8 protein-coding genes are annotated in these 12,720 nt (G+C 58.2%); 6 read left to right on the top strand and 2 right to left on the bottom strand.

Annotated elements, in window-relative coordinates; genetic code table 11:
- The first annotated feature begins 50 nt into the window (after positions 1–50).
- Both Pan97_RS04165 and Pan97_RS04160 read left to right on the top strand, forming a co-directional pair.
- Positions 51–1,661 carry a sensor histidine kinase gene (locus Pan97_RS04165; RefSeq protein ID WP_144970888.1) on the top strand — a complete coding sequence of 537 codons (1,611 nt, stop codon included), beginning with the start codon at positions 51–53 and terminating at the stop codon, positions 1,659–1,661.
- 4 nt (positions 1,662–1,665) lie between these two features.
- A complete protein-coding gene (locus Pan97_RS04160) occupies positions 1,666–3,033 on the top strand; it encodes a sigma-54-dependent transcriptional regulator (protein WP_144978119.1) in 1,368 nt (455 codons plus the stop codon).
- Between the two features lie 139 nt (positions 3,034–3,172).
- Here Pan97_RS04160 and lexA read toward each other — a convergent pair whose 3' ends face one another.
- Positions 3,173–3,784, bottom strand: a complete 612-nt coding sequence (gene lexA, locus Pan97_RS04155; RefSeq protein ID WP_144970887.1) for a transcriptional repressor LexA — start codon at positions 3,782–3,784, stop codon at positions 3,173–3,175.
- Positions 3,785–4,043: 259 nt separating this feature from the next.
- Between lexA and Pan97_RS26755 the strand changes: the two genes are divergently transcribed.
- Both Pan97_RS26755 and Pan97_RS04145 read left to right on the top strand, forming a co-directional pair.
- The gene (locus Pan97_RS26755; protein WP_144970886.1) at positions 4,044–4,232 is read left to right on the top strand and encodes a Flp family type IVb pilin; all 189 of its coding nucleotides are present in this window, start codon (positions 4,044–4,046) and stop codon (positions 4,230–4,232) included.
- A 236-nt stretch (positions 4,233–4,468) separates the two neighbouring features.
- Positions 4,469–5,302 (top strand): AraC family transcriptional regulator, encoded by an 834-nt coding sequence (locus Pan97_RS04145; RefSeq protein WP_144970885.1) that lies wholly within the window; start codon positions 4,469–4,471, stop codon positions 5,300–5,302.
- 74 nt (positions 5,303–5,376) lie between these two features.
- Here the strand turns inward: Pan97_RS04145 and nagB are convergent, their stop codons facing one another.
- Positions 5,377–7,266: a glucosamine-6-phosphate deaminase gene (gene nagB / locus Pan97_RS04140; protein WP_196782273.1), complete on the bottom strand. Its 1,890-nt coding sequence runs from the start codon at positions 7,264–7,266 to the stop codon at positions 5,377–5,379.
- Between the two features lie 308 nt (positions 7,267–7,574).
- Here nagB and Pan97_RS04135 point away from each other — a divergent pair, with 308 nt between their 5' ends.
- Positions 7,575–12,014: a PVC-type heme-binding CxxCH protein gene (locus Pan97_RS04135; protein ID WP_144970884.1), complete on the top strand. Its 4,440-nt coding sequence runs from the start codon at positions 7,575–7,577 to the stop codon at positions 12,012–12,014.
- 280 nt (positions 12,015–12,294) lie between these two features.
- Positions 12,295–12,564, top strand: a complete 270-nt coding sequence (rpsR, locus tag Pan97_RS26750; RefSeq protein ID WP_105350180.1) for a 30S ribosomal protein S18 — start codon at positions 12,295–12,297, stop codon at positions 12,562–12,564.
- The last annotated feature ends 156 nt before the right edge of the window (positions 12,565–12,720 follow it).

Genomic DNA, 12,720 nt, shown 5'->3' with positions numbered 1-12,720 from the left:
GGCCCCGATTTCCGGCCGGTCTCTGATGCTTCTGCGACAAGGAGGTCGCGGTGCTCAACCGACGTCCACTCAAACACAAATTGATCATTGGCAGCGGTCTGCTGCTGGCGTTGGTGCTCGCGCTGTTCATCGTGACCATCACCGGCGGTCTTTCGTATCGGCAGGTCGCGCGGGACATTAGCGCCCGATCGGTCGAACTGCCGCTGGCCATCGACTTCTCGCTGGCCGTGACCGAGCTTCGCCACACGCTCAATCAGGCCCGCAATTCCAAGCGATTCGGCTTCCACGATTCGGCGACCGACCCGCCGCTGCTGCGGGAAGAATTCCGAGCCAAGTTTCTTTCCGTCCAGGAAGCGCTGCGCCGCTACGAAGACCAGCTCAACCGCAGCGGTGCCGGCGATAGCGACATCGGCGACGACTCGGACGAACGCGATACGATCGGCGAGATTCACGGCTCGATCCAGAAGCTGGACGACCAGTACCAGGATGCCGATTGGTACCTGAACGATATCAAGAACGACGAACTGATCAGCGAGATCGATCAGCTGCACATGCTGGCCAAGAAGCTCCCCACGTTTCTGATCGAGGACATGCAGCAGCTCAAGGACGAAGTCCGCGGCCAGTATCGGCTCTGGATTACGGCCTCGGTCATGGTGATCTCGCTGACGGTCTGCGCGATCATTTCGGCCGCGTATGCCTGCTATCGCTGGCTGTTCAGTCCACTCAAGATCTTGATGGATGGTTCGCGGCGGGTTGCCAACGGCGACTTCGATCACCGCATTCAGCTGGAAGGACATGCCGAGCTGGCCATTCTGGCCGATGCGATGAACGCGATGACGCATCGTTTCCAGGCCATCGAAAGCAACCTGAACGAACAGGTTCAAGACCGCACCAGGCAGGTCGTACGTAGCGAACAGCTGGCCAGCGTCGGCTTTCTGGCCGCTGGCGTGGCGCACGAAATCAACAATCCGCTGGCCTCGATCGCCTTCTGTGCCGAGTCGCTACGATCGCGCATCAACGAAGGGGAAACCGATCCTGGCGGCGAAACGACCCATTTCCGCGATAGTGACGTAACGGTACTACAGACCTATTTGGGAATGATCGAAGAGGAGGCCTTCCGCTGCAAGGAAATCACGGAACGCCTGCTCGACTTTTCGCGTCTAGGAGACGTCGAGAAAACCGAAACCGACGTGCGCGATCTCGTTCAAGGCGTGATCGACATGGTCCGTCACTTGGGCAAGTATCGTGAAAAGAACTTGATCTTCGAGGACGACCAGGTCGCCCTCGCACCGGTGAACGGACCGGAAATCAAGCAAGTCGTGCTCAACCTGATTACCAACGCCCTGGACAGCATCGACCCAGGCGGACACGTGTTGGTGAAGGTGAGCGAAGAACGCGGGCAGGTCAAAGTGACCGTCAAAGATGACGGCTGCGGCATGACCGAAGAGGTTCGACGTCACTTGTTTGAACCCTTTTTTACCCGACGCCGGGACGGCCAAGGGACAGGACTGGGGCTTTCGATTTCGTACCGCATCGTGAGTGACCATGGTGGTCAGATCGATGCTTGGAGCGAAGGGCCAGGCCTCGGAAGTGAGTTTAGTTTTACGCTGCCATGCAGGGAAGCAAGTAAGCGCAATGACCGAAGACACCAAGCAGCCTGAGTCGCTGAAGATATTGTTTGCCGATGACGAGAAATCGCTCCAGAAGCTGATGGGGCTCGAACTGCCGCGTCTCGGCCATACCGTTACCGTCTGCCCCGACGGCGTCACTGCGATCGCCGCGATCGAAAAGGAAGACTTCGATTGTCTGCTGGTCGACCTCGATATGCCCGGCAAAGGGGGCATCGACGTCATCAAGAAGGCCAAGGAAACCAGGCCGGACACCGAAGCGATCATCCTGACCGGCAAGTCGTCGACCGAAAGCGCGATCGCCGCGGTCGAGTTCAAGGTCTTCGCCTACCTGACCAAGCCTTGCCGCTTGATGGAACTGAAGACGCTGCTGGAAGGGGTCGCCAAAAAACGCGAGCAAGATCGCCGCATTAAAGCCCTCACCAGCCGCCTGGATCGCATCGAAGGCAAGTCGAAGCTGATCGGTGATTCCGGCGCGATGGAGATCGTCAACAAGATGATCGCCAAGGTCGCCCCCTCGAACTCGGCGGTACTCATTCGCGGCGAGACCGGCACCGGCAAGGAGCTAGTCGCCAAAGCGATTCACGACCAGAGTCTGCGTCACGCACAACCATTCGTCGCGGTGAACTGCGGCGCGCTGCCTGAGAACCTGATCGAAAGCGAACTGTTCGGTCACCGCAAAGGGGCTTTTACTGGGGCGGAAGAAACCCGGATCGGCCTGTTTGAAGTCGCTCACGGCGGGTCGCTGTTTCTGGACGAGATCGGCGAGCTTCCCAAGGCACTGCAGGCCAAGCTGCTGCGGGTGCTGGAAACGGGCGAGATTCGCCGCGTGGGTGAGAACAGTTCGATCAAGGTCGACGTCCGCATCATCAGCGCGACGCACCGTCACATCGAAGACATGGTGCAGGATGGCGACTTCCGCGAAGACTTGATGTTCCGCATCAACACCTTCGAGATTCAACTGCCGCCGCTGCGCGAGCGGACCGAAGACATTCCCCTGCTGGCCGAGCACATCAGCCGCCGGTTCTGGCCGACCATTCCGATGACGCATACCGTCTTCGCTACGGAAACGATTCACGCGCTCAAGTCTCACTCGTGGCCGGGCAACGTGCGTGAACTGGCCAACGTGGTCGAGCACGCCACGATTCTGTGCGAAGAACTGCCGATCCAGCCGCAGCACTTGCCGCGCCGCTTCAGCGAACAATCGCCCAGCGGCGGCGATCGACCGGAACTGCGGGCGGTGAGCGGTCCGATGTCCCTGCGTGAACTTGAAATGCAAGCCATCCACGAGGCCTTGGACCGCCACGACGGCAACAAGCCGCAAGCGGCCGAAGAACTGGGAATCAGCCTGAAGACGCTTTACAATAAGCTGAACCAGGCAACGGCCGGCGAGAAGACGGCGTAAGTTGCGTAGGACCCGCGTGTCGCGGGTCGGAATCCTGGTACCCGCTTCGCGACCCGCGACACGCAGGCCCTACTTTCGTTTTGGCGGAAAGCCCCTCACCCTAGCCCTCTCCCCTCGCACGGAGAGGGGACAACATGCGTTAGAACTTTCTTACTACGCCGATGACCACGCCGCGGACCTTCGCGTTTTTGACGTAGATAGGCTGCATGCCGCTGTTGGCGGGTTGCAGGCGGATGCGGTTCTTTTCGGGGTACCAGTATTTGAGGGTCGCTTCCCCTTCGTCCGTTTCGGCCACGACGATCTCGCCGGGGCGGGCCGTTTCCTGCTGCTTGACGACGACGTAGTCCCCTTCGTCGATGTGGGCTTCGATCATCGAGTCGCCGGTCACTTCCAGAACGAAGTGGTCTCGGTGGCTGAACATCGTGCCGAAATCAACCCGTTCGTCCTGGCCGATCGCCTCGTGCAGCACGCCGGCGGCGATTCGCCCGACAAACGGCAGGCCGGCATCTTCCTCGACCTCGGCTTTGAGTTGGATGGCCCGGGACATGTTCTTTTCGCGCGAGATCAGCCCTTTGCGCTCGAGGGCTTTCAGATGGCACACGACGCCGTTGGGCGAGCTGATCTCGAATTCTTCCCCGATTTCCCGCACGGTGGGACCGTAGCCGCGAGACTGGATCTTCTCGCGGATGAAGTAGAAGACGTCCTTTTGACGTTTGGTAAGGGAATCGGTGGCCGATTGCGAACTTGCCATGTCCTGAGATCCTGATCCATCGCGGTTCTCCCCCTTCCGGCGCGGAAAGGTGATGTCGGAATTAGAGCCTAGCCCCATGCTGTACAGATGTCAACTCCTATAACGCGCAAGGGGGAGCGATTTTTTTGCTAAAGGGCGATTATGACGTACGTTTCAGTTGACCCATTGCCGTGAATCCCCGGCCAGCGGAACTCCCCCTCTCGTAGGCATGGACTTTCACGTTTCCTTTTTCGTCGGTCCTTTCTCAAGGAACGGTGCCATGCTCCCCAAGATTCTCCACTTTCTGCGTAGCGAAGACGGGCCCACGTCCGTAGAGTACGCCATCATGCTGGCCATGATCCTGATGGCAGTCATCGGCGCGATCACCTTCATCGGCATGCTGACCCAAGACAGCTACAACTACTCGAAGACCGAAATCGAGCGGACATTCCCCGACCTGGGCGTGTAACCAACATTCGCTGCGTGCGAAAGAATGCTCCATGACATTCTAAGTGGCGTAAGCGACTTCCGTACCTTGGTAGGCCGATCGCGTCTTGCCATCGCAATCGAGATGCGTGATGCTGCGGAACTGGCCAGGCTTATCTAACAAGGTCCGCTACACTTTTCTTAATGTCCGCAAGAACGATCAAGCGAGACTTCTCTTCTGCTTGGCAGAATGCCGGTAACGCAACTTGAGGAGACCGCATGAATCCCGTTCAAAAAGCTTGTTGGTACGTAGAAAGTCACCTACGTGATGACTTATCGCTCGACATCATTGCGTCGGCATGCCACGTTTCTTCTTATCACTTAACTCGCGCTTTTGCGGCATCTGCAGGGATCTCCTTAATGCGTTACGTCCGGGCACGTCGCCTGAGTGAGGCGGCACAGAGACTTGCTGATGGCGCAGACGACATTTTGACAATGGCACTCGACTATGGTTACGGTTCTCACGAGGCGTTTACCCGGGCTTTTCGCAGTCAATTCGGCGTCACGCCAGAGCACGTTCGAGCCCAGGGAAACGTCCTAGAATTAACGCTTGAGGAAATCTTTACCATGAATTCATCCGCCACGACAGACCTTTCAGAGCCCACCATCGAAGATCTTCCGGCGCTCCGTTTGGCTGGACTTGTGCAGCGATATCACTGCGAGTCTCCCGAGAGCATTCCTAGGCAATGGGAACGCCTGGACCCCTACTTAGGAAACATCAACGGACAGGTTGGAGCCACGGCCTATGGTGTCGTTTACGAATTCGATCCCGAAGGGAACTTCGCCTATCTTACCGGAGTCGAAGTAACAGAAGACCCGCAGATTCCGGCAGATTTTCAACGGCTGACCGTTCCACCACAGCGCTACGCTGTATTTTCGCAGAAGAGCCATATCGCTGGCATTCGCAACGTGTTCTCGGCCATCTGGAACCAATGGTTGCCGCAATCAGCATATCAAGCCGCCGAAGCTCCTACGATTGAACGCTACGGCCAAGAGTTCAATCCGAGTACAGGCCTGGGTGGCTACCAAATCTGGTTGCCTATTCGCGATTGACGTTCGATCATAGAAACAAAAAGGCCCGGATATCTATCCGAGCCTTTTCTTTTATCGATATATCACCTGTACGATTAAAGCGGTTGTCCATTCCAGCGAACGAACGCTTCCATCGCGAAGTACTCAGGCAAGCCGATCTTGTTGTACGAGTCGGCGGTGCCGGTGTTGCGGTCTTCGGCTCGTTCCCAGAACTCACGCGGGTCGGTCCCAGGGAACAGCGCACTATCTTTCTGACTCTCGTGCATGAAGATCGCCTGACGCTTCTTGAACATATCGTTCGGTGACAGCGGCACGCAAATCTCGATCTCGTGCAGCGGATATTCCTGCCAGGCACCACGATACAGCAGTGCTTCCGGACGGCTGCCCGTTTCCGCTTCGATTTCCAAAAGAGCGTTGAAGATCGCCATCGCACACACGCGGTGCGTACCGTGCGGGTCGGAAAGATCGCCGGCGATGTAAACCTGATCAGGCTTCACTTTGAGGATCAGTTCCTTCACGATCTTCACGTCTTCGTCGCCCAGCGGGTTCTTGGCAACCTTACCGGTGCGATAGAACGGCAGGTCGAGAAAGTGCAGATGCTCTTCCTGACAGCCAGCTTTCAGGGCCCCGGCGATCGCTTCGCTGCGGCGGATGAGGCCTTTGATGGTGAGTACCGCGTCGACGTCGGGCTCGCCAGGCGGCTTGGCCTTAAGCGATTCAACGACGAGCTTTTCGACTTCGGCCGACTTCTTTTCTTCGATGCCGAACAGGCGGTTGTACTGCGTGACGAAGTCGGCGAAACGCTGGGCGTCGTGGTCAAATACCGCGATATTACCGCTGGTCATGTAGGCGACGTGGGCCTCGTGACCGTCGTCGACCAGGCGAATGAGCGTGCCCCCCATGCTGATCACGTCGTCGTCCGGGTGAGGACTGAAGCAGATGGCCTTCTTCTTTTCCTTGCCAGCCGGATGATACTCGATGGTATCCATCATCCAGCGGAACACGCGGTGAGCCAGGCTCGGCGCGGGGCCATGATGACGCAGCAGTTGGTGCAGGTTGTGCTTACGGAAGTCATCGTCGTCGAGTTTCAGCAGGGCCTTGCCGGTCTTTTCGCAAAGCCACAGCACGGCCCGCTTGATCATCGTCTGGTCCCACTCGACTTCCCCTTCGGTCCAGGGTTCGGACACGGCGGTCAACTTGCTGGCCGCTGCCGAATCGATGTAGACCGACGTGTCGCGATGCTCCTGCAGGATGGTCGCCGGCACGCGATTGGTGATGGGACCTTGCAGGGTGTCGCGAATGATCGACGATTTGCCTTGCCCCAAGGCCAGCAGCAAGATCTTGCGAGCTTCGAGGATCGTCCCGATGCCCATCGTGATCGCCTGGTGCGGAACATTCTCTTCGTGGAAGAAGTCCGACGCGGCACTGCGACGCGTGATCGGGTCGAGCGTGCAGAGCCGGGTTCGGCTGTTGCGGATGCTGAACGGCTCGTTGAAGCCGATGTGCCCGTTCGTGCCGATGCCCAGAAGCATCAGGTCGATCCCCCCAGCGGCGCGAATCTTACTTTCGTAGTCATCGCAATACGCGTCAACTTCGTCCAGTGGAATAGTTCCGTCGGGGATGTGAATATTCTCCGACGGAATATTCACGTGCTGAAAGAAAACCTCGTGCATCGTACGGTGGTAACTTTGCAGTTGGTCCGGCTTCAAACCGTAGTATTCGTCCAGATTGAAGGTAATGACGTTGGACAGATCCAACCCTTCTTCCTGGTGCATGCGAACCAGTTCTCGATAGACGCCCATGGGCGTGGAACCGGTTGGAAGTCCGAGCACAGCGGTCGCTTTTTGAGCTTGTCTTTCGCGAATGATCGCGGCGACGATTTCAGCGACGTGGCGAGAGAGGGCTTCGCTGGTGGAAAAAACAGCGCACGGCAATGCGGTTGACTGGATCGACATCTCAGGTCGATCAGCGGTTCGTTCAGTCATGATTCTCGTTGTTCAGGTTGTAGGAAAGCGTAGGTGTCCCCACGCGACAGATTAAATCTCGAACCGAATCGGCAAGTATGAACGATCGCGCAGAGCTTGAATAGGGAGCCATTCGCTCCATTACGCGATTTCCTTGCAAAATACCTACAATCTGCGGGACTTATTTAGGAAGACGTTTGGAGAAACGCCACTATATTGGAATAAGTCGAAAAACTTAATTTTTGCCTGGGCTCTTCCCCTTTTTCCTGGGCAACGAACGCGACGAAAACTTGTCCTCAAACCGAATTCCTTCAGCCCACCCAAGTGCCATGCTACGCGACCATCGCAGCTATCGTTTCGCATCCATCGCCGCAAGCCTGCTCGTGCTGCTTTCGGGCGCAAGCCACCTTGCCGCGGCCGAACCGGCAAGCCCCAAGCAGCGCATCTCGGTGCTGTTTCTGGGTGACAACGGCCACCACCAGCCCGCCAAGCGTTTCGTCGAGTTGCAACCGGCCTTGGAAGACCGCGGCATCGATCTGAAGTACACCGATTCGCTGGCTGACATCAATCCGGAAACGCTCGCCAAGTTCGACGGACTGATGATCTACGCCAACATCGAACAGATCGATCCGGCCAGCGAGAAAGCGATCATCGACTACGTCGAATCGGGGCACGGGCTCATTCCTTTGCACTGCGCTTCGTACTGTTTTTTGAACTCCCCCAAGTACATCGCGTTGGTCGGTGCCCAGTTCAAGAGCCACGGCACAGGGATCTTCCGCACCCAAATCACCGAAACGTCGCACCCGATCATGCAAGGTTTCCAAGGCTTTGAAAGCTGGGACGAGACCTATGTACACGCCAAGCACAACGAAAAGAACCGTACCGTGCTGACCTATCGTGTGAACGACAGTGAAAAGGAACCTTGGACCTGGGTTCGCGAACAAGGCCAGGGACGCGTCTTCTATACGGCCTGGGGACACGATGCCCGCACGTGGACCAACCCTGGCTTTGCCAACCTGGTCGAACGAGGCGTGCGCTGGGCCGTCGGCCAAGATCCAAGCGTGGTCCCCAACTTCCCACCGCAGCAGGAAGGTCTGATCACGGCATTCGATCAACCAATGAATGTCCCTAAAGCTCAAGAGCCCAATAAAGACGTCAAGCCGTTCGACTACATCGACGTCGGTGCCAAGATTCCTAACTACACCGCCAGCAAGAACTGGGGCACACAGGCCGAGAACCTGAATTTGATGCAGAAGCCCCTGGCACCGGAAGAGTCGCAAAAGCATTGGGTATTGCCTGAAGGCTTCGAAGCGAAGCTGTTCGCCTCGGAAGAAATCTTTGACGGTGGCAAGCCGATCGCCATGACCTGGGATGCCAAGGGGCGATTGTGGATGTGCATGACGCTCGACTACCCGAACGAACTGCACACCAAGGGACCGGGCCGCGACCGCGTGGTGATCTGCGAAGACACCGACGGCGACCTGAAAGCCGACAAAGTCACCACCTTCGCCGATGGCCTGAGCATTCCGACCTCGATCGCCTTCCACGACGGCGGCGTGATCGTGCAGAACGGTACCGAAACCCTGTGGCTGAAAGACACCAACGGCGACGACGTGGCCGACGAAAAGAAGGTGATGTTCACCGGCTGGAACATGCGTGACACCCATGGTGGCGTGAGCAACTTCCAGTACGGTCACGACAACTGGATCTGGGGCATGCAAGGCTACAACGATTCGCACGTCGTGGTGAACGGCGAAGAACAGCCTGGCTTCCGCAATGGGTTCTTCCGCTTCAAGCCCGACGGCAGCAAGCTGGAATTCATCCGCTCGACCAACAACAACACCTGGGGCCTGGGCATCAGCGAAGAAGGGATCATCTTCGGCTCGACCGCCAACCACTGCCCGAGCGTTTACATGCCGATCCCCAACCGCTACTACGAACAGGTTCGCGGCTGGACGGCGCGCCTGGTGTTGGACTCGATGGCCGACTCGCACAAGTTCGATCCGATCACCGACAAGGTTCGCCAGGTCGATCATCACGGTGGCTACACGGCCGGTGCCGGGCACTCGCTCTATACGGCTCGTAACTACCCGGAAAGCTTCTGGAACCGCGTGGCCTTCGTCAACGGTCCGACCGGTCACCTTACCGGTGCGTTCGTGATCTCGCGTGATGGAAGCAACTTCCACTCGACCAGCCCGTTCAACCTGGTGGCTTCCGACGACGAATGGTCGGCCCCCATCCAGGCCGAAGTCGGCCCCGACGGCAACGTGTGGGTTCTCGACTGGTACAACTACATCATCCAGCACAACCCCACGCCGCACGGCTTCAAGACCGGTAAGGGCGCCGCCTACGAAACCGACCTGCGTGACAAGCGTCATGGTCGGATCTACCGCATCGTCTACACCGGCGAAGGTGCCAAGGCCGATAAAGACTGGCACTTGAACCTCGAACAGGCCGCTCCTGAAAAGATCGTCGCTACCTTGAAGAGCGACAACCTGTTGTGGCGTCGTCATGCTCAGCAAATCCTGGTCGAACGGGGTCAGACCGACGTCGTTCCGGCTTTGATCAACCTGCTGCAAGACGATTCGGTGGATAGCATCGGCCTGAACGTCGGAGCAATCCACGCGTTGTGGACGTTGCATGGCCTGGGCGTTTTGAAGGATGCCAATGGCACCGCAACGCAAGCCGCTTATACGGCGCTAAAGCATCCGGCTCCTGGCGTTCGCCGCAATGCGGTTCAAGTCTTGCCACGGATTGACGAAAGCACCGCCGCGATTCTCAACAGTGGCGTGCTCAACGATGCCGATCCCCAGGTTCGCCTGATGACGCTGTTGGCCCTGGCCGATCTGCCGGCCAGCGATGCCGCGGCGATCGATATCCTGGCGATGATCACGCAGCCGGAAAACGCCAACGATCGCTGGATCCCGGATGCCGCGACCTCGGCCGCCGCGAACCAAGGGGGCAGCTTCCTGAAAGCGGTCGCCAACAGCGACCAAGTCGACGACAAGGTCCTGAACCTGGTGGCGATCGTGACCGAGCACTACTCGCGTGGCGGTCCGGTCGATTCGATTGCCGATCTGCTGCCGGCGATTGAAAACGCCCAGCCAGAAGTGGCCCAGGCAATTGTTACTGGCTTGGCGAAAGGTTGGCCAGAGGACAAGAAGCCGCAGATCACCACCGCGGTCGACGAGTCGCTGGCCAGCTTGATCGAGAAGCTGCCGGCTTCCTCGCGTGGCCAGCTGATCAGCATGGCCGTGAACTGGGGCAGCACGAAGCTGACCGCTCAGCTCGAACAGCTGGTTGAGAACGCTTTGGAACAAATCGAATCGGGCGACCTCAGTGCCAGGGACGTGCAGCGAATCGCTCGCGAGATCGTTCAACTGAACGTGAAGATGGATCCACCGGTGGAAGCCGAACTGCTGGCCACCATCGGCCCGCAAACTTCGGCCGACGTCACCACCGCCCTGCTTAACAGTCTGAAAGCGAGCGAAAACGACGACCTGGGCAAATACGTTCTGGAAACGCTGCCTAGCTTGACGCCCACGGCCCGCAAGGAGGCCATCAGCCTATTGCTGGGTCGCCCGGCCTGGACCGCCGATCTGCTTGCTTCGATGGACAAAGGGGTGATCCAACTGAACGAACTGGCGCTTGACCAGCGTCAGGCCCTTTCGCAGCATCCTGATAAGAACCTGCGTAAGAAGGCCGAAGAGATGTTCGCTCGCGGTGGGGCTCTGCCCAACGCGGATCGTCAGAAGGTGATCAAGGAACTGTGGGCGACGACCGAAGCCAAGGGGGATGCCGCCGCCGGCAAGCTGGTCTTCAAGCGGGAATGCTCGAAGTGCCACGTGCACAGCGGCGAAGGCTCGAAGATCGGTCCCGACCTGACCGGGATGGCCGTGCATCCGAAGTCGCAACTGCTGACCGAAATCCTCGACCCCAACCGCAGCGTCGAGTCGAACTACCGCACCTACATGGTGGCCACCATGGACGGACGCGTGCTGAGCGGCCTGCTCGCCTCGGAAAGCCGGACGGCCATTGAACTGGTCGACGCCGAAGGCAAACAGCAATCGATCCTGCGGGAAGACATCGACGAACTGCTGGGAACGCCTCAGTCACTGATGCCGGTCGGTTTCGAGAAGCAGATCAAGCCGAAGGAATTTGAAGACCTGCTGGCCTTCCTCACCCAACGTGGCAAGTTCGTTCCTCTGCCGCTGGAAAAGGTCGCCACGGCGGTCAGCACCGAAGGGATGTTCATCTCGAAGGACGCCCCGGTCGAAACGTTGGTCTTCGACGATTGGTCTCCCAAGACGGTCGAAGGGGTGCCGTTCCAACTGGTCGATCCGCAGGGAACCTCCAAGCCGAATGTCGTGATGCTGTACGGCCCGAGTGGCTACTTGCCGCCGAAGATGCCCAAATCGGTCTCGCTGCCGTGCAACATGCCGCTCAAGGTGGTGCACATCCTGGGTGGCGTCGCCGGTTGGGCGTTCCCCTACAGCGACAAGCAGACGACCTCGATGATCGTCCGCTTCCACTACGAGGACGGCACGACCGAGGATCATGAACTGAAAAACGGCGTTCACATCGCGGACTACATCCGCCGCGTCGACGTGCCGGAGTCGAAGTTCGCCTTCGACCTGGCTGGTCGCCAGATCCGTTACCTGGCCGTTCGTCCCAGCGAAGCGAAGCCGGTCAAGACGATCGACCTGGTCAAAGGCAACGACAATACGGCCCCGGTCGTCATGGCAGTCACCGCGGAGGCTGCGGAGTAACGCAAGTTGTTACTACCACAATGTTTTGGGTGTCACGGCGACGTCGCCATGGGGATGGAAGCAGAACCGCAGAAAGAGACTGCGACTGCTATTGGCGTCGTCGTATCACCCGAAACAACGTGATTCTGTCATTGGGGGTTGCGACTTCGCCCGGTGAGTTATAAAATCTTGAGTTTCCACTCGAAGGAAATCCGAGGTTAGGGAGCTACCAGCCCCTAAACCTAAGTCATATCGAACGTTGCCACGTCAGCATGTGGCCAGAAACGCCCGAAAGAGAATTATGAGACCAGCCAATAAGACCAAAGCCCGTAAGCGTGCCAAGACCAAAGCTCGTGTATCCAAAAAGGATCCGATCTTCGTCGATGGCAAGCGTCCGCGTCCGATGTTCGTGGACTACAAGGACGTGGAACTGCTCAAGAAGCTGACCAATCGTCACGGTCGTATTGTCGGTCGTCGCAAGAGCGGTTGCACCGCGGTCAGCCAACACGCCGTTACGCAGGCCATCAAACGTGCCCGCTTCATGGCCCTGTTGGCTTACGTCAAGGACTAGTTCCTGATTGGAACATCCGCCCCCGGATACCCAAAAGCCTGCTTTCGACAAAGAGAGCAGGCTTTTTTCATGCGCCCCAGTGGGGGTGCCCCAGAGAGAAATCTCTCTGGAGCACCCTGCTTTCCTCTTGTTCTCTGGTCGCCCTCTGGTTGCCTC

The organism is Bremerella volcania (genome assembly GCF_007748115.1).
Classification (GTDB): domain Bacteria; phylum Planctomycetota; class Planctomycetia; order Pirellulales; family Pirellulaceae; genus Bremerella; species Bremerella volcania.
The sequence above is the reverse complement of the archived record's forward strand: the minus strand, read 5'-3'. Positions and strand labels throughout refer to the sequence as shown.